Annotated in this window: 14 protein-coding genes; 8 read left to right on the forward strand and 6 right to left on the reverse strand. The window is 62.0% G+C overall.

Annotation, left to right across the window (positions count from 1 at the left end; genetic code table 11):
* The first annotated feature begins 254 nt into the window (after positions 1-254).
* The gene (locus tag HMPREF2674_RS05665; RefSeq protein WP_070825072.1) at positions 255-1,466 is read left to right on the forward strand and encodes a cytochrome P450; all 1,212 of its coding nucleotides are present in this window, start codon (positions 255-257) and stop codon (positions 1,464-1,466) included.
* A 205-nt stretch (positions 1,467-1,671) separates the two neighbouring features.
* On the opposite strand, the gene HMPREF2674_RS09600 is transcribed toward HMPREF2674_RS05665, so the two are convergent.
* A complete protein-coding gene (locus tag HMPREF2674_RS09600) occupies positions 1,672-2,562 on the reverse strand; it encodes a lytic transglycosylase domain-containing protein (RefSeq protein WP_070825073.1) in 891 nt (296 codons plus the stop codon).
* 251 nt (positions 2,563-2,813) lie between these two features.
* A complete protein-coding gene (locus HMPREF2674_RS05675) occupies positions 2,814-5,813 on the reverse strand; it encodes a multicopper oxidase domain-containing protein (RefSeq protein WP_371441254.1) in 3,000 nt (999 codons plus the stop codon).
* A 346-nt stretch (positions 5,814-6,159) separates the two neighbouring features.
* On the opposite strand from HMPREF2674_RS05675, the gene HMPREF2674_RS05680 reads away from it, so the two are divergent.
* Positions 6,160-7,548 (forward strand): glycosyltransferase 87 family protein, encoded by a 1,389-nt coding sequence (locus HMPREF2674_RS05680; protein WP_070825074.1) that lies wholly within the window; start codon positions 6,160-6,162, stop codon positions 7,546-7,548.
* Positions 7,545-9,077: a glycosyltransferase 87 family protein gene (locus tag HMPREF2674_RS05685; RefSeq protein WP_070825075.1), complete on the forward strand. Its 1,533-nt coding sequence runs from the start codon at positions 7,545-7,547 to the stop codon at positions 9,075-9,077. The genes HMPREF2674_RS05680 and HMPREF2674_RS05685 overlap by 4 nt, the downstream gene beginning before the upstream one ends.
* Before the next feature lie 106 nt (positions 9,078-9,183).
* Here HMPREF2674_RS05685 and HMPREF2674_RS05690 read toward each other — a convergent pair whose 3' ends face one another.
* Positions 9,184-11,292, reverse strand: a complete 2,109-nt coding sequence (locus HMPREF2674_RS05690) for a hypothetical protein (RefSeq protein WP_070825076.1) — start codon at positions 11,290-11,292, stop codon at positions 9,184-9,186.
* A gap of 316 nt (positions 11,293-11,608) precedes the next feature.
* Between HMPREF2674_RS05690 and HMPREF2674_RS05695 the strand changes: the two genes are divergently transcribed.
* The 3 genes from HMPREF2674_RS05695 to HMPREF2674_RS05705 all read left to right on the forward strand — a co-directional run bounded on the left by HMPREF2674_RS05695 (position 11,609) and on the right by HMPREF2674_RS05705 (position 14,653).
* Entirely contained in the window at positions 11,609-12,595 is a 987-nt protein-coding gene (locus HMPREF2674_RS05695) for a CPBP family intramembrane glutamic endopeptidase (protein ID WP_070825077.1), read from the forward strand.
* 149 nt (positions 12,596-12,744) lie between these two features.
* Positions 12,745-14,052: a M18 family aminopeptidase gene (locus tag HMPREF2674_RS05700; protein WP_070825078.1), complete on the forward strand. Its 1,308-nt coding sequence runs from the start codon at positions 12,745-12,747 to the stop codon at positions 14,050-14,052.
* 253 nt (positions 14,053-14,305) lie between these two features.
* The gene (locus HMPREF2674_RS05705; protein ID WP_049346506.1) at positions 14,306-14,653 is read left to right on the forward strand and encodes a hypothetical protein; all 348 of its coding nucleotides are present in this window, start codon (positions 14,306-14,308) and stop codon (positions 14,651-14,653) included.
* An 88-nt stretch (positions 14,654-14,741) separates the two neighbouring features.
* Here the strand turns inward: HMPREF2674_RS05705 and HMPREF2674_RS05710 are convergent, their stop codons facing one another.
* Positions 14,742-15,488 (reverse strand): hypothetical protein, encoded by a 747-nt coding sequence (locus tag HMPREF2674_RS05710; protein ID WP_070825079.1) that lies wholly within the window; start codon positions 15,486-15,488, stop codon positions 14,742-14,744.
* Between the two features lie 293 nt (positions 15,489-15,781).
* Here HMPREF2674_RS05710 and HMPREF2674_RS05715 point away from each other — a divergent pair, with 293 nt between their 5' ends.
* A complete protein-coding gene (locus HMPREF2674_RS05715; RefSeq protein ID WP_070825080.1) occupies positions 15,782-16,447 on the forward strand; it encodes a hypothetical protein in 666 nt (221 codons plus the stop codon).
* A 110-nt stretch (positions 16,448-16,557) separates the two neighbouring features.
* On the opposite strand, the gene pdxT is transcribed toward HMPREF2674_RS05715, so the two are convergent.
* On the reverse strand, positions 16,558-17,196 hold the full coding sequence (gene pdxT / locus HMPREF2674_RS05720) for a pyridoxal 5'-phosphate synthase glutaminase subunit PdxT (RefSeq protein ID WP_049333863.1): 639 nt from the start codon (positions 17,194-17,196) through the stop codon (positions 16,558-16,560).
* 115 nt (positions 17,197-17,311) lie between these two features.
* Positions 17,312-18,217, reverse strand: coding sequence for a pyridoxal 5'-phosphate synthase lyase subunit PdxS (pdxS, locus tag HMPREF2674_RS05725; protein WP_005507298.1), 906 nt, complete (start codon positions 18,215-18,217; stop codon positions 17,312-17,314).
* Positions 18,218-18,652: 435 nt separating this feature from the next.
* On the opposite strand from pdxS, the gene HMPREF2674_RS05730 reads away from it, so the two are divergent.
* A complete protein-coding gene (locus HMPREF2674_RS05730) occupies positions 18,653-20,293 on the forward strand; it encodes a Na+/H+ antiporter (RefSeq protein ID WP_049356104.1) in 1,641 nt (546 codons plus the stop codon).
* Positions 20,294-20,414 lie beyond the last annotated feature (121 nt).

Here is a 20,414-nt window from a genome sequence, read left to right on the forward strand (position 1 = left end):
CCCCGGTGGAGGCGCCGCCCGCCTCGTGCATCCCGTGACCCGCCGCCCCTCGCCCCACCGCACTGTTCGTTGAACGAGAAGCAAGGAACCCCTACCCTGAAACCTTGCCCGCAAGGTGCTACCTTCAAGAGGGTATTATTGACTTCAAAGTGCCGAAATATATGCTTGACCTGTGCGAGCACACACCGCGTAGCCACCGGAACGATTCGTCACCCGGTGCAATACACATGACTCTAACGAAATATAGGTGAACCATGACTGAGAACGTACACAACGATTGGGATCTGCGTAGCGAAGAGGTCCAGAAGGATCAGGTAGCAGCATACGACGCGATGCGCCGCCGCTGTCCCGTTGCCCACGACGAATTCATGGGCTACTCCGTCTTCAAGAACGCCGACGTGCAGCACGTTCTCGACCACCCCGAAATCTACTCCAACGTGGTCTCTACCCGTCACATCGCCGTCCCCAACGGTATGGACGCCCCTGTGCACACCGCGTTCCGCGCAATCAACGACAAGTACTTCACCCCCGAACGCCTCGAAAAGTTCGCACCCGTCATCCGCGAAGCCGTGCAGGGCCTCATCGCGGACCTGCCCCGCGGCGAAGAGGTAGACGTCATGCAGGGCTTCGGTCAGGCATACGCAATGCGTGTGCAGAACGCCTTCATGGGCTGGCCCGCATGCCTCGAGCAGCCCCTCACCGAGTGGATCGAGAAGAACCGCGTCGCCACCCTGCGCCGTGACCGCGCAGAAATCGCGAAGGTTGCCCTCGAATTCGACGGCTACATCCGCCAGCTGCTCGACGAGCGCCGCGAGGATGCCGCAGCCGGCAAGCCCAAGGACGTCACCGCCGAACTGCTCACCGACATCGTGGACCTGCCCGGCGAAGAGCCCCGCACCATGACCGACGAAGAGATTGTCAGCCTCATCCGTAACTGGACCGTGGGCGAGCTGTCCACCGTCTCCGCAACCGTGGGTGTGTTCGTCAACTTCCTGGCACGCAACCGCGCCGAGCAGGACCGCCTGCGCGCATCCCTCGCCGACGGCAACGCCCTCGAAGACTCCAGCGAAATCGCCCTCGCCGTCGAGGAAATCATGCGACTCGAGGACACCCTCGTCACTAACCGTCGCGTCACCACTCGGGACACCGAACTCGGCGGCCGCACCCTGCCCGCCGGCTCCCGCGTGACCATCAACTGGGCCAGCGCAAACCGCGACGAGGACGCCTTCGAAGACGCCCTCACCTACAACCCGCACCGCGACCAGTCCCGCAACCTCGTGTACGGCGACGGCATCCACGTCTGCCCCGGCGCGCCCCTGGCACGCCTGGAGCTGCGCATCCTGCTCGAGGAGCTGCTGCGCGGCACCAAGTCGATTGAGATTGCAGACGAGAGCGAGAAGCCCGCAACCGTGAACGCCGTGTACCCGGTCTCCGGCTACTCGGTTGTGCGCGCTATCTTCAACTAGGTGTTATCGGCATCGGCGGTGCCGCTCGAGTGGAATGAACCGGATGCCGTAGCATAACGCGCGAGGCGCCGAACCCCTTTGACGGGGGTTCGGCGCCTCGCGCTGTTAAGAGTGAATAGGGGCTAGAATATACCGCCCGCTATAGACGTAACGGAATATTCTTTAATGGCTATATACACTGGTCGGTTCTCTAAGTAAGCTGAGTTTAGCGGCCGGTAGCCGAAGGCTTCGCGGAAGAACGAGACGAGGCGCTCGCAGACGGACGAGCCGAGGCGCTCGCAGACGCCGAGGCGGAAACCTCCGCCGCCGCGCTTGCCGACTCCTCGGCGGACAGCGGCGTACCGTCTGCATGCACACCCGCCATTGCCGGGGTCACGCCGTTCACGAAGCTCAGCTTCGCCTGCTTGAAGTGATAATCCGGGGAGCAGGTCAGCTTGTACTTGGTATCCGCCAGCTCGCGAATCGTCTTCACATAATTCTGAGTCTCGGGGAAGGGCGGAACGCCGCCGTACTTCTCCACGGAACCGGGGCCAGCGTTATAGCCGGCGAGCACCACATCCTGCAGCTGGTCTTCATTAGAAGCGTACTTCGCCAAACGGGTGCGAAGCTCAGACAGGTAGCGGGCCTGCGCAGCAATCGCATCGTGCGGGTTCAGCACGTTACCGCCGTTGCCGAAGCTGTAGTGCTCGGCGTTCCACGCCTCATCGGTAAACTGCGCGATACCCTTAGCGCCCTGGTGGGACACAACGCCCACGCGCCAGTGGCTCTCGGTCTCAATCTGCGCGGCCATCACGCCGGGGCGGAAACCCGACACCTTAGAGCCCTCCTCAAAATCGGATCGGAGAGCCGCCGGAGCATACGAAAGCTCCGTCATGCCGCAGTAGTCGTCATAGGTGGCCGCCAAACCGGCGACGCCGCCACCTAAAAGAACCGCAGAGGCGATAATCTGCCAGTGCGCGAGAGCCCCGGCCAGAAAGCGAAGCGGGAAAGCTTTACGCGGCCGAGGGGAAGTCTGTGCGTCCGCCGAGGCGGAAGTGTGGTTGGAGGCGCTCGTAGCGTTACGCTCGGAAGGGGCGCCCGAAGTGCTATGTGCCATCCATCCAGACTAGCGCACCCGAGCCGCGGATGCCGACAAAATACCCACGGATGAGGCTAAAAGCATAGTCAGCGCGGGATGCGCACCCCGCCCCAATCCGGGCAAACCGCCCTGCCGCCCGCCTGCGAGAAAGGAAGAGCCCGCCCGGAAAGGCCCCCGGGTAGCGGAGGGCCCCGCCGCGCGCATCCGAGGATGCACCCGGCGGGGCCTCACAAATCCCGCTGCCGCGAGGGCTCGGCTCACGGGGTCGCCTAGCGGTCGGTCACCACAATCTTGCCGGCGGCGCCGCGCTCCATCTCCGCGAAGGAGTGGTTCACGAACGTGTAAGTGCCGGACTCCAGGAACTGCATCTCCACGAAGCCGCCCTGGGCGGGGGCCAGATCCAGGGCCTGACTGTGGCCGTCACGGCTGCCGTACGCATCCGCGCCGCGGCGCAACAGGTAGCCGCCCTCCTTATAGACCGTGTCGAACTGCGAACCGACCACGTGGAAACTCGTGCCGTGGTTCGGGCCCGCCGCCATCACCCAAATACGGACGCGCTCGCCCTTCTTCACCTGCAGGGGCTTTGCCTTGTACTGGGTCGCGTGGCCGTTGAACATGGTCAGCGTGGGGGTGCCCGCCGCAATCAGGTCGGGAGAGTTCTCCGCCAGCTTGTTGCCGTCGGAGGCGGTCTTGCCGGTGTCGTGCAGGTACGCCTCGCCCTGAACCATCACGTACTCGTGATCCACCTGATCCATGTCAGCCGGGTCAATGATGACCGAGCCATACATGCCCTGGGTCATGTGCAGGCTCAGCGGGGCGGTACCGCAGTGGTACAGCCAGATACCGGCGGCCTTCGCCTCGAAACGGTAGACGAGACGCTCACCGGGGGCGATGGTCTTCATCGTGTTATCGGGGGAAACCATGCCCGCGTGGAAGTCCAGCGAGTGGCCCATCGTGCCGTTATTGACGAGTGTAATTTCAAAAATATCGCCGACCTTGCCATGCAGAACCGGGGCCATGTTTTGCCCGTTGAAGGTCCACATGTGGACGGTTACGCCGGGGGCTACCTCGCGGTCGACCTCCTGCACCTCCAGGGTGACCTTGCGGACGGTCTTGCCGTTCACCTGCGTGGCGGTGTTCAGCGCCGGGATGTTCGGGTCGCGGTACTGGTAGCCGCTGCCGGGCGCCGCAGACATGTCAATCTTGCCGTTCGCGACCGTCATGAGGGTCGGGACATTACCCGTCGCGGCGTGGTTGTGGTTGGTGTGGTCGCCGGAAGCCACCTGCTGCGAAGAAGCACCGGTCACCTTCACCTGGAGGACCATGCCCAGGGAGCGGTGGCCCGCCACGGAGCAGTACGCCTCGGTATCGGCGGTCATGACGCCGGCGTCCACGCTCTTCGTCTCGCCGGGGTTGATCGTGCCGGTGGTTGCGCCGTTATCGAAGGTCAGGTCGTGGGTCATGCCCTGATCCTCGTTGGTGACCTCGACGACCAGGCGGTTACCGGCGGGCACCTCCACCTCGGCGGGGGTAAAGCGGTAGTTGCTGGTTGCCTTCACCTGCACGGTGGTGGTCTGTCCGGTCGGCGTGACCGTCTGCGAGCCGGCGTTCAGGGTGGGCAGGGCCGAGAGATTCAGCGCGGAGGGGTTCACCGCGAAGCCCAGCAGGAAGGCCATGGCCACGGCCAGGGCCGCCTGGAAGCTCTGCTTGGCGTGCGGGACGGGCTCGGGGGTGAGTGCCTCCTGGTTGAAGGCGGGCTTCTCACCGCGGGCGCGGGCCGCCATCATCTCCTTGCGGGCGCTCACCGAAGCCTTCACACCGCGAATCATGAGCGGGATGAACGCGGCCAGGGCCAGGGCACCCACGACGGCGACGGCAATCTTAATGGACTGGCCCACCGCCGCGCCGGGCATCATGAAGACGAGCAGGGCCAGGTTCACGGCGGTCACGCGGGCCGCGGCGAAACGGTTAAATTCCTTATTGGATGCGCGCACCACGGCCGGGCCGCCGCCCATGCGCTGCGGCAGCAGGTAGCTCATCGCGCCGAGCAGCACCTGAAGCAGGAAGCCAACCACGAAGATGGGGGTCACGGCGCGCATATCCAGCTGCGCGAAGGGGGTGGTCGCCACCATGACGATGGTCGCCACAACGCCCACCAGGAACCAGCAGAAGCCCATACCCACGCTCATGGGCGGGTACTCGTTCGGGCGCTTGGTGCGCAGGGTGCGAACCATCACCCCGGCCACGAGCAGCAGGCCCAGCAGGTACACCACGAGGCCGGCCACGGCCACCGGGCGCAACCCGAAGAGCGCACCGACCAGGGTCAACGCAACGCCACCGCACATGAGGTACAGGGCGCGCACGCTGTGGGCAAGCGCCTTATCCACCATCTTGGTGCGCAGCATGGTCGGCCAGAAGGTCACCAGCGTACCAACCACCGTGATACCAACGAATCCGAGCACGTTCACGGCCTCGTGGGCGAGCAAAAACTGCGAGTGCAGGGTGCCGTTCAGGCTCGGGTAGGCCACCATCGCGCCGAGCAGGGCGCCCAGGGGCAGCAGCAGGGCCGCAACGATGTAGAAACGAATTGTCACGCCAAAGCGGGAAGGCAGGGCGCGGCGTACCTGGCCCATCAGGTAGATGCCGTGCCAGGCCACCATCGCGCCGATGACGAGGGCGCCAATCACCGTGCAGGCGTACAGGCCCGGCACGCTCAACTGGCCAACCATGCCTACCATGAGAAGCACGATGCCCGCGTTCAGGGTGAAGATGCGGCCCACCTGGACCTTGCGCTGCTCGTCAGGGATCTTGATCTTCATGAGCGCTTCGGTGAAGTGCTGCGACCAAATCAGAATCGAGTTCGTAATCAGGCCGAGGGTCACCATGTGCACCATCAGCCAGCCGCTATTGGGGATGACGCGATGCAACAGAAGCGCGGCGATGAGGGCAAACATCCAGTAGGAGACGGGCTTCGAGGCGCGACGATGCCACGTGCCGCGGCCGGATGCGCGGCGCGCAATCTCTTCGGTGGTGAGGGAAGCGCCGGGAACGCCGGCCGGGCGCATGCCGATGCTCAGCCTGGAGGAGCCGCCTCCGGAGACGGCCGCACCGTCTGCCGCACCGTTTGCTGAACCGCCGGGCGCGCCGATGCTCAGGCCGCCGATGCTTCGGGGACGCTGGCCGTCGGGCTTGCCGCCGCCGGTTGCGCCGGGGCGCTCGCCGCCGTTGGGCTTCTCGCCGTCAGATGGGGTGCCGAGATGTTCGCTCACGCAATCACTGCTTTCACTGCTGGTTGTTCACGTCGGTACGTCGGTGTGTTGACGTCGGTGTGTTCGGGGGCGCTCCGCATCCGCTAGACTCCGCGAAGGGCGCGTCGAGTGCCATATAAATCCATTATATTGCCCCATTTGTACCAATTTTGAAGACAGTACGTGCGTATAAATACGCTCTGCGGCCCGCCTCCTGAAGCCTGTGAATATGCGCCCTGATGCATCGGATACACCCGCTTCGCGATACACTGTTATGGCTTGAAAACACCGATGCCCCGCACTCTCACGGGGCATCCGAGACACCCCGCGCCGGGATCCGCAGCCAACCCCACAGTAAGGACATCTCGTGGCCAGGACTAAACCATCCACACCCACCCTGGGAAAACTCGCCATTGCGGCACTCATCCTCATGGTGGTGTGCGGTTACCTCTTTGAAATCCTTATTAACCCCTTCGGCGGTTTGGACTTTTCCATCTACCGCATGGGTGCCATGACCATCTTCGACAATGAAGGGTTTACCAAGGACCTATACGCGCCAGCATTTGTTGAAATTGGTGTGTTGAAGCTCCCCTTCACCTATCCGCCGTTTGCGGCTCTCGTCTTCCTGCCCTTTGCGTTCCTGCCGCTTGAGGTGGGCAAAGCCATTATGGTGCTGGGAACTGCCGCTGCCGCGTGGTGGCTTTCGACGATTATCTACAACTACACCCAGGCTTCCGGTCGTGCGTTGCCCCTGCAGAATCGCCTTGGCCGCACCGGAACTATCGCTGCTTTGACCATCCTGGTGATGCTGTGCGGCCCGTGGCGACGTACTTTTGACCTCATGCAGATTAACCCGCTTATTATGGCGCTCGTGCTGGCGGATTTTGTGCGTCCGGCGACCCGCGTGCCGCGCGGTGTGCTGATCGGCATTGCGGGTGGCTTGAAGCTTACTCCGCTGGTCTTCGGCCTGATTCTGCTGGTGCGCCGCGATTGGAAGGGTATCGCAACCCTGGGTGTTACTTTCCTCGCCACGATTGCGGTTGGCTTTATTCTTTTGCCGAATGAAGCACCCCAGTTCTGGTTCTCCGCCATTTCCGATCCCTCCCGCGTGGGCGATATTAACTTTGTGGATAATATTTCCATTCAGGGTTGGCTGCTGCACTTCGGCCTGTCCGAGGGTGCCGCGAAGCCCGTCTACTATGCTCTAGCGCTCGTGAGCATCGTACTCACCGCCGGCCTGCTGTACCAGCTGGAACGCCGCGGTAAGACCCTCGCACAGGTGGCTGTGACTGGCACTCTCATGGTGGCGCTGTCGCCGATTAGCTGGTCGCACCACAACGTCCTCTTGCCGCTGTTGCTGGCAGCTCTCCTCCTGGATGCATTCCCCACCTTTATGGTGCACTTGCCTTCCGCGGCGCGAAAGGTTGCGTGCGTGCTGGCGTGGGTGGCCGGCGTGGGCTTGTACATTTCGCCTCGTATTATTGGCGGCATCACCCAGCTGGACATGAACGGTCTGGAGTTCCTGTGGGCACCCGGCGTGGCTATTGGTGGTTTTCCCTCCTTCGCCCTGTGGGCTACGGTTATGCTCTGGTCGGTTGCCGCGCTGACCGCCCCGGTGCGCGGCGCGCAGGTTGAGCCCGTGCAGTACGGTTCCGTGCGCGGCGATGCTCCCTTGGGCTGGTGGGGTGCCCGCGTCCTGGTCACCGAGCGCACCGAATCTGTACGTACCGATGCTTCTCGGGAAGCAACCGCGTGAGCCACGCGAAAAACACTGAGAAGAACGCCGAAGATACCGAAAAGAATACCGGGGCGGTAGCGCCCGCTATCCCGTGGGCCTCGGCCTCCGCACCTTCCGCCGAGGCTGCCGTGGTTACCGAGTCCGCCCAGGCTGCCGAGCCCGCCGAGCCCACCCCGGCCGCGAAGCCGAAGGACCGCCCCGAGGTAGCTGACCGCTCTGAAGCGTCCGAACGCATTCTCAGCCTGCGCGAACGCTTCTTCCGCGGCGGCGATATCTGGGCGCACCTGGTGTTCATCCTGGTGGCCGCCTACGCCCTCAACTACGTCACCCACGCAGCCGCCGACGATATCTACGTCTACCGACTGGGCGCGGTCTCCCTGGCCGACGGCCCCGACGGACTGCAGCTCTACAGCTTCCGCACGCGCGGCCTGCCCTTCACCTACCCGCCGTTTGCGGCCCTGCTCTTCTACCCGCTCGCGTTCCTCACCGAACCGCAGAGCATGATGCTGATTACCGTCATCATCGGCGTGCTCAGCTACGTATGCGCCTACGCCCTGTACTCCTACGCGCGTAGCCGCGCCTGGCGTCTGCCCCTGCAGAAGTACCTGAGCTCCTGGGGCATGGTCTCGCTCATGGCGGCCCTCATTTGGGCCTGCGGCCCGTGGCGCCTCACCACGCACTTCGGGCAGATTAACGCGATTATCCTCGCCCTAATCCTGGCCGACTTCATGCGCCCGGCCACCCGCGTGCCGCGCGGCGTGCTGCTGGGTATTGCCGCCGGCATTAAGCTCACCCCGCTCGCCTTCGGCCTGCTGCTGCTCATGCGTAAGGACTGGAAGGGGCTTATCACCACGGCCCTAAGCTTCGCGGCAACCGTGGGTATCGCGTACCTCGTCGTACCCCAAGAATCGACGATTTACTGGTTCCAGGCGCTGCGCGAAACCTCCCGCGTGGGCTGGTTCAGCTACTTCGATAACGTGTCTATCATGGGCACACTCACCCACGCGGGCCTGCAGCACCAGCTGACCGCAACCGCCCTGTCGACCGTGCAGGTGGCCCTGACCCTGCTCATCGTTCTGGTGACGGCCGTTCTGCTGATCCCGCTGATTCGCGCCCGCGCGGTCGTGTCGCAGCTGGCGCTGACGGCTTTCATGATGCTGCAAATCTCGCCGATTAGCTGGTCGCACCACAACACCTGGTACCCGCTGATGCTGGCCGCCGTCGTCGTGGAAATCTTCCCGCTGTTTTACCGGTGGGCAAGCTCGTTCATTGCGACCCTCGGCGTTATCACGGCGAGCGTGGCGTTGGCGGGCATGTACATTTCCCCGTACTGGATTGTGCTGGCCTTCGCCCCGCACTTCAGCTCGGATAACATCCTCATGGTGCCCGAGGGCTCGCTGGGCCTCATGGCGGGCACGTCCCCGTACCAGTTCATGTACGTGTTCACGGTGGTGACCTTCTTCGTGTACCTGGTGCACCGCCAGCAGATTAATCGCGCCGCAGCCCGCGAGGGGGAACGCGTGACCGCCCTGGGCGCCGCATACTAGAAACCGTCGCGACCCGCGGCCGCGGAAGACCGCAGACGCAGAAGAGCCCCCGCATCCGATAGGGATGCGGGGGCTCTTCCAGTGTGCCGCCACGGGCTACGGGCGGCTAGTGGGTGCCGATGCTCCAGTCAGCCGAGGAGGTGCTACGCACCTGCAGGAGGTTCTTGCCGGTGCTCTTCCACTCCATGCTGCTCTTCATGTTCGCCACGCTGGTGCCGAACATGACGTCGCTACGGCTGGCGCTCAGCAGCGCGAAGCCGCGCTTGCTGTCCAGGCCCTTCGCCTCGAACTCCATGGTGGACTCGCCACCGTCGTAGGTGAAGGCGTAGTAGTTCATGTTCGTGTGGAACTTCTCGCCCTTGGCGTAGTTCGGTGCGGAGGATTCGTCGTACACGCGAATCAGCCACTCGCCCTTACCGTTGAGCTCCAGCTTGCGGGTGGGGCTGGAGGGGTTGGTGGTATCCAGCCACGCGGTGCCGCGGATGGGGGTGCGGTCGACGGTCATATCGATGACGCTCAGGCCGGTGGAAATCTCACCCTTCTCGGTGAGGCTGGTGATGTAGGCGCGGCTGCTCAGGTCGTCCGAGGGCTTGAACTCGTAGTAGACGATGCCCTTGGAAGCGTCGCCCTTCACCTTTTCGATGTCGATGTTCTTCTTATCCTCGGTGACGGTCTCCTTGTACTCCTTGTACTCGCCCTCGGGTAGCTTCGCCTCGGACGCGGTGGTCGAGGACGAGCCATCCGAAGACTGCGCGCTCGCCGAGGTGGAGGTGCCGTCCGCCTGGTTCGAGCGGTCGGAGGAGCCCGAGCCGCCGCGCGGCAGGAGCATCACGATGACCAGGATGAGGACGATCAGCAGGGCCAGCGCGGCACCGATGATGCCCAGAAGCTTGCCGCCGAATGGGCCCTTCTTCTTGGTCTCGGTATCGGCGGGCTGGGAGTTCTGAGGCTCGTGCTGAGACGCGGAATCAGCCTGGGGGACGTAGGGGTTGAACGCTGCGGCGGGCTGAGCCTGCTGGCCACCCTGCTGACCTGCCTGACCGGACTGGTCTGCCTGACCGGTCTGACCGGCGGGTTGGTAGGGGTTGTAGGGCTGGCCGCCGTGCTGCGGGGCGAACTGCTCACCCTGGAACTGGCCGGGCTGGCCGCCGTGCTGCGGGGCGAACTGCTCACCCTGGAACTGGCCGGGCTGACCACCGAAGGAATCGGCGGCACCCTGGTGCGGGTTCTGCTGGCCCGCGAAGTCCTGACCGGTAAATTCCTGGCCCGCGAAGTCCTGACCGGTAAATTCCTGGCCCGCGGGAGCCTGCGGAGCAAACTCCTGGGCGGCGAAGGCCTGGGGAGCCGCGACGTCGGCGGGGGCCGGGGCGCTTGCCTCGGGGGCCTGCGCGGGCTGCTCGGGCGAGGAGTGGAACTCAATCAGCGGGGAGTTCTCGACGGAGTGGGGCAGGGAAGCCTCGGAGGGGGCGGGCTCCTCAACCGGCTCGGCGGGTGCTACTGCCTCGGCAACGGGCTCTGCGGGAACGTCTGCGGAGACGGGGGCCACGGGAATCGTCGGGGCGGCGGGAGCCACCTCGGCAACAACCTGCTCGACCACAATCTGCTCGGATACGACGGGCTCTGCGGGAGCCTCCTCGGCCGGTGCCGCTGCCTCGGAAAGAGGCTCAGCAACGGGCTCCGCGGGGGTCTCCTGAACGGGCTCTGCGGGAGCCTCTGCGGCGGGGGCTTCGCCGGCGGGGTTCAGCACCTCTCGGGGCAGGGCGGTCTCCTGAACCGGCACCGGGGTCAGGTAGCGCATGGGCTTCGGCTCTGCCTCGGTCTGCTCGGCTTCAGTCTGCTCGGCTTCAGCCGACTCTGCGCCGGACTGCTCGGTCGCGATGGGCTCGGCCGCGACGGGCTCCGCGGGAGCCTCCCCGATCGGGACCGGAACCTCTGCGGAAATCTCGGTCGCCTCAACAGCAGGCTCCGCAACGGGTTCTGCGGGTGCCTCAGCGGCGGGCTCGGAGGCGCCCAGCGCCTCGGCGGACTCTTCCGAAATGAGCGGCTCGAGGGGAGCGTCATCGGCATCGATGGGCTCGGGGTCGGGCTCTTCGACCCACAGCTGCCAGCCATCGGGAACGGGACCCCAGGCCGGGTCGGGGCGCCAGGTGGGGGTGGGGGTCCAGCCTGCGGGCGGGGCGGGCCAATTGGGCGGCGGGTTGAAGACGAGTGCCATAAGGAAGCAGCCTTTCTGGTGCTGAAAACACCCCGGAAGAGCGGTCATCAGCGACTATGTATATGACGTGTATTATCGCTTCAAATTATGGCACAGCTTTATGGGTCAAAAGCCTTGCCTGGTCGTTTTTGAGAGGATTCACGGCATACTCTTCACTTTCGTAACATTCTGCGTTAATCCGCGGTTCAAGATTGGGGTTTGAGCTTAGGTTGAGGGTTTTGCGCGCGGTGCGCGATGCAACCGGAACGGCAGGAGTCCCCGCTCCCGTGACACCTCGTTCCGGTATCCACCCGAGCGGCCCGGCTAGGATTAAGGTATGAACACAACGCCGCCCCCCGCATCCCCACAAGCACCGTTCGGCCCCGCAGCCTCGGGCCGCTCCTCCCGCACCGACGGCCTGGCCTACCATCGTCTTTCGCACGCCGACCCGGAGACCCGCTGGTACTCACCCCTGCTGGAGGGCCTGCTCGGCATCGTCGTCTTCATTGGCCTGTCCCTCATGCTGTCGCTCCTCATGGCCGCGGCTGCTATGGGTTCGGGTCTTTCCCTGCGCGAGATTACCGAGAACCGCTCCCTCGTTATGGAGCACCCGGCGCTGTTCGCCCTGACCTTCCTCTCGCTCATCGCCATCGTGCCTTCGCTCTTTCTTGCACGCCTGGTGGTGGGCCCGAAGCCCTGGGGCCTGATTCATTCGGTGGCGGGCCGCCTGCGCCGTTCGCTCCTGTTGCCGTACCTGGGCTTGGGCTTCGTGATCTACGGTATCTACTACGCAGTGATGGTGGCGGTGAGCGGTGCGTCCCTGCCCGATTACCGTTATTCGCAACCTTCACAGGTTGAATTTTGGGTTATTGCGGTGCTGATCCTGCTTCTGGTGCCCGTGCAGTGTTACGCGGAGGAGCTCGCCTACCGCGGGTTCATGATGCAGACGCTGGGCCGCTGGGTGCGCACCCCCTGGCTGCCGATTGTGCTGCCGGCGGCGCTCTTCATGTTCTCCCACACTTACGATGCGTGGGGCCTGGGCTTCGTGTTTGCGATGGGCGTGTACGCCGGGTTCCTGTGCTGGTACACCGGCGGCCTGGAGGCCTCCGTCAGCCTGCACGTGGCCAATAACGTGACCCTGCTGCTGCTCTCTCTTGTGGCGGGTCTGGACCCCTTCGCCTCCGAGGGGGTGGCCCCCATGGACGCGCTGCAGGGCATCGCGCTGGAAGGTGTGTACGTGGTGCTCGCCTGCCTGATCTTCAACGCACGCGCTCGCCGCGGCGAGGTTTCACGTGAAACGCAACCGCTCAAGGTTGATAACTAGGGTCTGCGATGGCCGGGGCCCGCGATACCTAGCGCATGCGGCGGGTAGCCCTCGCCCGACTATCTGCCCGCCGCCGCCCCATCCTGGCCCCATCTGGACTTTCACCCCGACTCACCCCGTCAACACCCAAGAAAAGGTAGGGTTAAACCATGACTGTTGATGCTGTAAAAAATATTGAAGACCTCGCCGCATTCGTGGCGGAGTCGCCGGTCTCCTACCTCGCCGCGCGCACGGTGGCGCGTCGCCTGCAGGCCGCCGGGTTCACCGAACTGGTCGAAACCGAGGCCTGGGAGCCGCAGGTCGCAACCGGCCGCCACTTCGTCGTCCGTGACGGCGCGATTATCGCCTGGGCTGGCGGCGCGAAGGCGCAGAAGGCAAGCGGCTACCGCGTGCTGGGTGCGCACACCGACTCGCCCTCCCTGAAGATCAAGCCCTCCTCCTCCATCACCACGAAGGGCTGGCACCAGATTGCCGTCGAGAACTACGGCGGCGCACTGCTGAACTCCTTCCTGGACCGCGAGCTGTGCGTGGCGGGTCGCCTCACCGTCCTTGAGGGCGGGGAGCTGAAGGACCGCCTGGTGCGCACCGGTCCGATTGCGCGCATCCCGCAGCTGGCGCCGCACCTGGACCACAAGCGCAACGAACTGGTACTGGACAAGCAGTTCAACATGTACCCCGTGTGGGGCGTGGACCCGGCGGAGAACGACGTGCTCGGCTACATGGCGAAGCACGTGATTGACGGCGAGCCGGTCGACCCGCAGAACATCGTGGGTTACGACCTGTTGTTCGCTGATTCGCAGCCGCCACGCCGTTTTGGTGCGGATCAGGAGCTGTTCGCTTCCGGCCGCTTGGATAATCTGTCTTCGGTGCATGCGGGTTTGACCGCCCTGGAGCGTTACGTTGCCGATAATGCGGATGAGCACGCCACCGAGACCGTGATGCTTGCGGCCTTCGACCACGAGGAGCTCGGCTCCGAGTCGCGTAGCGGTGCGGCCGGCCCGTTCCTGGAGGATATTCTGGTGCGCCTGTCCGCTGCGCGCGGTGAGAGCACGGAGGAGTACCGCCGTTCGGTGGCGGCCTCGTTCTGCCTGTCGGCTGATGCCGGTCACCTGGTGCACCCGAACTATCAGGGTCACCACGACCCGACCGTTCAGCCACTGCCCGGTGGTGGCCCGCTGCTGAAGATTAACGCGAACCAGCGTTATGCGACGGATTCGGTGGGTGCTGGCGTGTTTGCTGCGGCGTGTGCGAAGGCTGGTGTGCCGTATCAGGAGTTCGTGTCGAATAACAATATGCCGTGTGGTTCGACGATTGGCCCGATTACGGCGACTCGCCTGGGTATGCGCACCGTGGATGTGGGTATTGGTTTGCTGTCGATGCATTCGATGCGCGAGATGTGCCATGTGGACGATATGGCGTACATGACGCGCGCGGTGGAAGGCTTCTTCCGCCTCTAAAATGAACCCCGCTGAGGTATGAACAGCTGGGGGAAGGGCGCCGGGAACCTAAGGTTCCCGGCGCCCTTATTTTTTAAAAATTTTTCGGGGGTGTTTACCTCTTGAATAGGGTCTATGTGTACTGTAAAGTAACCCACAATACGTTATACACGTGTTGCACACTACTTGTTTTTGAGAAGTTTTCACCAATGATGGTGCACCATCAGCTCGTCACCGGCGTAGCGAGCGAACCCCCACATGAAAGGCGGTTCCCATGTTCTTCGATATTTCTCTGATCCCGCTGGCGGTTTTGCTCATTGTGGGTCAACTGAAAAAAGCACCACCAAGGTTGCTAAACAACCCTAGCTATCAAAAGGAGAGGGAGCAGGTGCTAAAGCACCGGCGCATCCTGGATACGCTCGGCGTGGGTTTTGCTCTTGCCCTGATGATTATTCAGTGGGGTAACCCCGCGTTATCGCTTGCCTTTCAGGCGTTCGTTATTTGGTTGATTCCCAGCCAGCTGTATGATCTCTGGCAGAAGTTCAATGTGCCGCGTGGGGTACTCTTCGCGTGTGCTGTAGCCCTGATCGTTATTGAGTTTGGGTTGGCGCTCCTACCCTAACCTGCACCCTATAACAGTTGTGGCGGTGACCGAACAACGGTCACCGCCACAACTATTTTTAAACAGACTCAGATTAGACGGGGTTCGATTAGACAGGGTTGTCGGGGCTGGGCAGGGTTACCACCTCAGACCAGCGAGTATCCTTAGCGGCCGCACGGTTCGCGTCGCTCTTCTGCTTCACATCGGCTGGCGCCTGCCGCGCCCACGCCTCAAAAGCAACAATGTAGTTCTCGGGGTAGTTTGCCGCGAGCAGCTCCTGGCGGGTCGGGAAGTACTCCTTACCCTCTCGAATATCGACGTAGTTGCTTGCCTTGTAGGGGTCGGCGCTCTGGATGTCAGTGCGCGGGCCGGAGGCTACCTTTCCGCTTGCCACGTTATTGTCATCGATAGCGCGTACCCACGCCGCAGCGTAGGTGTGATCGGCCTTGTTCTTCTCGTACAGTGCCAGGCACTCGGATCCTGCTGATTCAGCTTCGGCGCGGGTGGGGAAGTTCGCCTGGTTGCGCACAACATGCCGCGCGGAGACGTAGGAGGGCAGTGCAGTGCCACGGTCGGCGCTGATGGCTTCCTGCTGCTTGAGGGTTTCAGCTTTCGCGGCTTCGTCAGGTTCAAGGCAGGGGGTGGAGCTCTTCTTCGCCGCGGAAGAGGAAGCGGACCCGGTGGCGCTTGAAGCTGACGGGGAGGAAGTCACGGTCGTGTTCGAGGATGCGGGAGTGTTTGATGCCGTGCTGGTGGAGCTACCGCAGGAGGCAAGAAGCAGGGGAAGAATCGCCAGCGCGGCACCGCGTCGTAGACCGCTGGAACGGAACGAAAGAAGAACAGGGGTGTGGGTCATGAGACCACCTCACAAGAGGGATGGAACGATATATTGCGTCTCAGTATATGTTGGACGGTGTAGCGTGTGGGGTGTTTTGCAAATACCCACACGGAATGGCAAAAATTTCAGCGAATTATCTGGAGTATTTAATCACTGTTAGTAGATTACGGCTTGTCAGAAGTATTTAAAGGGGAAGGAAAAGGCAATATTGGTTTTACTGAAAAAGACACATATTTTCATTGACCATATATCAAATTTGTAGGTATAGTGGGGCACAATACCTTACTACACCCACGTTATGAGGTGGCCCCATGGCTCTCACCCCGAAGACCTTCTCCGACCGCAGCAGCATTGTACGATGCGGTACCATCGCGGTTGTCCTGCCCCTGTTTCTTGCTGCCTGCGGTGGTGCGAACACCGCGGCAAGCAACACCTCCTCACCCTCCACGGCGAGCGCCTCAGCAACGGCAAGCACCACGCCGCCCGTCAGCTGCTCCTCATACTCTGCCGAAGATCTCGCCTCAGCAGAAGCCGCCAAGCCCGTCCCGCGCACCGATGAACAGTACCCCGCGTACATCCAGTACCGGAACATCCTCGCAGACGGCGGCCACATCATTGAGCCCAGCGAAATCGACAGCAAGTGCCACGCCGCACTCAAAGCAGGGCGGAGCACCCTCCCCGAATACGTTCAAAACATTGATGCCTACAACGCCCGCCCCAGCGTCGGAGTCACCGACCCCTTCGCCGGTAGCGAGTACCGAGACATCAAGAACCGCAACGAATTCATCCCCCACCGCGCAGACCTGGAAGAAGCCGCCTACCCCGAGATGATTATTCGTCTCTACGAAAAGTGGTACGAGGCAGCCCCCGCAGACATCAAGACGCTCAGCGACGCGAACCGTGCACGATTCCTCGCCACGAGCGCCTACCAGCAGTGGAAGGCCCAGCCCCAAACCCCCAGCAGCTCCCGCGCATAAACCCACTCACGCATAAGCCCACTCAAAAACAGTTGTGGCGGTGACCGAATAACGGTCACCGCCACAACTCTTTAACGGGTTATCACCGGGCTTATTTCTTGGGGGAGGGGCTACTTGCCCTTCACCTCGCGTGCCAGAGCCAGCAGCTCCTCATGCACCGTCGTATCGCCCGTAACCTCCGGGTGGAAAGAAATACCGATCAGGTTGCCCGAACGCACACCCACAATCTTCCCCTCATGACGAGCTGTCACCTGCACACCCTCACCAGTGCCGGTCACAATCGGCGCACGAATAAACGCCGTATCAATAACCACCTCATCACCGGCAGGGGTCAGCCACGGCAGGCGCACCTCCGCAGAATCAACCTGCGAACCAAAAGCGTTACGACCCACGGAAACGTCCAAAACACCCAGCGACTGCTGACCCGGTGCCGGATCATCAATACGCTCCGACAACATAATCAGGCCAGCGCACGTGCCCAGGGTCGGCATGCCCGAAGAAATCGCCTCAATCAGCGGTTCACGCACACCAAAAATACGGGTCAGACGGTCAATCGTTGACGACTCACCACCCGGCAGAACCAGCGCATCCAGACCCTCAAGCTGCTCACCGGTACGCACCCAGCGCACCTGCGCACCCAGGGACTCCAGCATCAGCGCATGCTCACTCACGCCGCCCTGCAACGCCAAAACACCAACCGTCAAACCCTCACCCGGCAAAACACCGGTAGGCTGAACCTTCTCAACCATCACCGCTCCCTTCACAAAACAACAAACACAACAAACGCAAGGAGGGTGGGACCCGCCTCAGCGAACCCCACCCCCTCATCAAACACTCACCCCGAATACGGGGTGCGCGCACGAATTACCAGCCGCGCTCCGCCAGGCGGTGCGGTGCCGGAATGTCAGCAACGTTAATGCCGACCATAGCCTCACCCAGGCCGCGAGAAGCCTCAGCAACCTTCTCCGGGTCATTGTAGAAAGCAGTAGCCTTCACAATAGCCTTCGCACGAGCAACCGGGTCGCCCGACTTGAAGATACCGGAGCCAACGAACACGCCGTCAGCGCCCAGCTGCATCATCATCGCAGCGTCGGCGGGGGTAGCCACACCACCAGCGGTGAACATCACCACGGGCAGCTTACCGGTCTGAGCAACCTCACGAACCAGCTCGTACGGTGCAGCCAGTTCCTTAGCCTTCACGTACAGTTCATCAGGCATGGTGTTGTACAGGCCCTGCAGCTCAGCAATCTGACGCTTAATGGTGCGGATGTGCTTGGTCGCCTCAGAGACGTCACCGGTGCCAGCCTCGCCCTTCGAGCGAATCATAGCGGCACCCTCGGTGATACGGCGCAGAGCCTCACCCAGGTTGGTAGCACCGCACACGAACGGAACCTTGAACTGGTGCTTGTCAATGTGGTTCACGTAGTCAGCGGGGGAAAGAACCTCAGACTCGTCAATGTAGTCGACCTTCAGGGTCTCCAGGATCTGAGCCTCAACGAAGTGGCCGATGCGTGCCTTCGCCATGACCGGGATCGAAACAGCATCAATGATGCCCTCAATCATGTCCGGGTCAGACATACGAGCCACGCCGCCCTGCGCACGAATATCCGCGGGAACGCGCTCGAGAGCCATGACGGCAACAGCGCCAGCATCTTCAGCGATCTTAGCCTGTTCGGGGGTGACGACGTCCATGATGACGCCGCCCTTGAGCATGTCGGCCAGGCCGCGCTTAACAAGCGGGCTGCCGGTTACGGTGTTGTTATCAGTCATGACCTTATCTTCTCACGTTCTGAGTGTTCGCGCGCACTCACGGGGTCGGATTTTCTGTTCTCTGACACAGTACGACCCCAAGTTCACGTCAGAATGACACAAAACGTCATGAAAAGCGGTCAGGGTAGGGCGGTTCATGGGCTGAGCAGGCCCGGCTGAGCAGACCCGCCGGATGCACGCAGGTCGCCTCCCATAAACTCACACCCCGAGCGGCCATAAGGCAAGATTTTGCTCACGGTGAGCATCTACTCACCCGCACAGAACATCGGTAAAATACAGAAGCTACGCCCGCACTCGTCCTCATGCGGAAGCCTCACGGCCCAGGGAACGAGCAAAACATTTTGGGCACCCTGGCACCCGCACACTCGCGGACATCAGCCGTCTATCAGACGCACACCATGAACCAGCCGCCACATCCAAAAGGAACACACCAAATTGCTTGAAGTCATCATTGCCCTATCGCTGGCAATTCTTCTGGGTAATATCCTCGCCCATAAAATACGGATAACCCCCGCCATTCTGCTCATTTTCCTGGGGCTTGTGCTGGCGCTCATCCCCGTTCACGCCATGCACGAGGTGCGCGAGGTCGGGCTGCCACCGCACGTGATTCTCGAAATCTTCCTGCCCGTGATGCTGTTCTGGGAGACCCGAAACACCTCCTGGCGTGAGGCGCGCGCTCGTCTGCGCGGCATTCTGCTCTCGGGCACGGTGCTCGTAATTTTCACGGCGTTCGTTATCGCCTGGGTGCTTCACACATTTATGGGCGTCTACCTGTGGCATGTGGCGCTGATTATCGGTGTGGCGCTCGCCCCCACCGATGCTGTGGCCGTGGCAACGCTCAACGGCAAACTCCCCAAATCTTCCATCACCACCCTTAAAGCGGAAGCACTCATTAACGACGGCACCACCCTAGTTCTTTTCGCACTCGCCCTGCAGCTTGCGGGTGGTCATGAACTTACCCTGGGGACTGCATCCGGAATGTTCTTCTTCTCGTTCCTGATTGGAACTCTCGTTGGCCTGGCCGTCGGATGGGGTGTAGATAAGCTGCGTGCGCACATCGGCAACCCCATGAACTTCAGCGTGTTCATGTTTACCGTGCCGTTTATTGCTTTCTTCCTGGCTGAAGAGATCGAGCCTTTTGAGGGCATGAAAGGTTCCGGAGTGGTGGCTGTGGTGGTCGCCGCTTTCTACCTGACCTATCGCGGACCGGATACCATCAAACCCCAAAACCGTTTCTACGGTCTGCCCATCTGGTCGTTTGTCTCCTATGTCATGAACGGTGCGCTCTTCGTGCTCGTGGGTGTTCAGCTGCCCAGCGCCACAGCGCCTGTGGATGATGTTCTTCGTGAATACAACTATGCGTGGGCTTTGACGTTCGCCGTGATTGTGGTGGCATGGCTTGTTTCCATTGCGGCGCGTTTTATTTTCCTGCACGTCTCGATCGGTATTATTCGTGCCCTTGACCGTTCAGAAAAACAGAAGCAGCTGCGCACAACTTTCCGTGGCCGTGTAGTGAGTACCTTTGCGGGACTGCGCGGCGGTGTTTCCCTCGCGGTGGCTCTCTCCGTGCCGACTGATGTTCCCGCGCGTGACTTTATTATCTTTGTTGTTGCGGGCGTGGTTCTGCTGTCGATGGTGGTTCAGGGGATGCTCCTGCCGCTCGTTATTAGGTGGGCGAAAATTCCGGTTGATACCACCGAAGAAGATGAGATTAATGAAGCAATCCGCACGATCATTGCCGAGTCCTTCGACTCTGTGGCTGAGATCGGCCAGGAAATTGGTGCACCACAGTGGATTATCGACCGCATTGCCGACGAACAGATGTACAACGCGAGTATACACCGCAACCTGCACGCCGTTCGTAAAGACGGTGCGAATGCGCCGGAAGAAGCCCGCCGCATTATTGAAGCGGGCGACCTTGAGAAAGAGCTGCGCCTGCGGCATTTGGAGAAGCAACGCAGCGTGCTCAAGCGCCTGCGTAATGAGCGCATAATCGACACGAATGTGCTCCACGCGATTCAGGAAATCCTGGATATTGAGGAGGTTCGCGTGCTTGGTCCGGTTGAGCTCGAATAGCTCACACTCCTACATGCGATACGTATGAGGCGAGGCGCCCCACCCCCAACAGCGGGGGAGGGGCGCCTCGTTACTTTTTATGCCTAAACCTCTAGACTCACCACCACGTGAAGGCGGTACA

Source organism: Rothia sp. HMSC062F03 (genome assembly GCF_001836905.1).
Lineage (GTDB): Bacteria > Actinomycetota > Actinomycetes > Actinomycetales > Micrococcaceae > Rothia > Rothia mucilaginosa_A.

What these genes read in the sequence shown, in the direction of transcription:
- HMPREF2674_RS05665 (WP_070825072.1), top strand. Translation starts at nt 255, where the DNA reads ATGACTGAGAACGTACACAACGATTGGGATCTGCGTAGCGAAGAGGTC.
- HMPREF2674_RS09600 (WP_070825073.1), bottom strand. Translation starts at nt 2,562, where the DNA reads ATGGCACATAGCACTTCGGGCGCCCCTTCCGAGCGTAACGCTACGAGC.
- HMPREF2674_RS05690 (WP_070825076.1), bottom strand. Translation starts at nt 11,292, where the DNA reads ATGGCACTCGTCTTCAACCCGCCGCCCAATTGGCCCGCCCCGCCCGCA.
- HMPREF2674_RS05695 (WP_070825077.1), top strand. Translation starts at nt 11,609, where the DNA reads ATGAACACAACGCCGCCCCCCGCATCCCCACAAGCACCGTTCGGCCCC.
- HMPREF2674_RS05700 (WP_070825078.1), top strand. Translation starts at nt 12,745, where the DNA reads ATGACTGTTGATGCTGTAAAAAATATTGAAGACCTCGCCGCATTCGTG.
- HMPREF2674_RS05705 (WP_049346506.1), top strand. Translation starts at nt 14,306, where the DNA reads ATGTTCTTCGATATTTCTCTGATCCCGCTGGCGGTTTTGCTCATTGTG.
- HMPREF2674_RS05710 (WP_070825079.1), bottom strand. Translation starts at nt 15,488, where the DNA reads ATGACCCACACCCCTGTTCTTCTTTCGTTCCGTTCCAGCGGTCTACGA.
- HMPREF2674_RS05715 (WP_070825080.1), top strand. Translation starts at nt 15,782, where the DNA reads ATGGCTCTCACCCCGAAGACCTTCTCCGACCGCAGCAGCATTGTACGA.
- pdxT (WP_049333863.1), bottom strand. Translation starts at nt 17,196, where the DNA reads ATGGTTGAGAAGGTTCAGCCTACCGGTGTTTTGCCGGGTGAGGGTTTG.
- pdxS (WP_005507298.1), bottom strand. Translation starts at nt 18,217, where the DNA reads ATGACTGATAACAACACCGTAACCGGCAGCCCGCTTGTTAAGCGCGGC.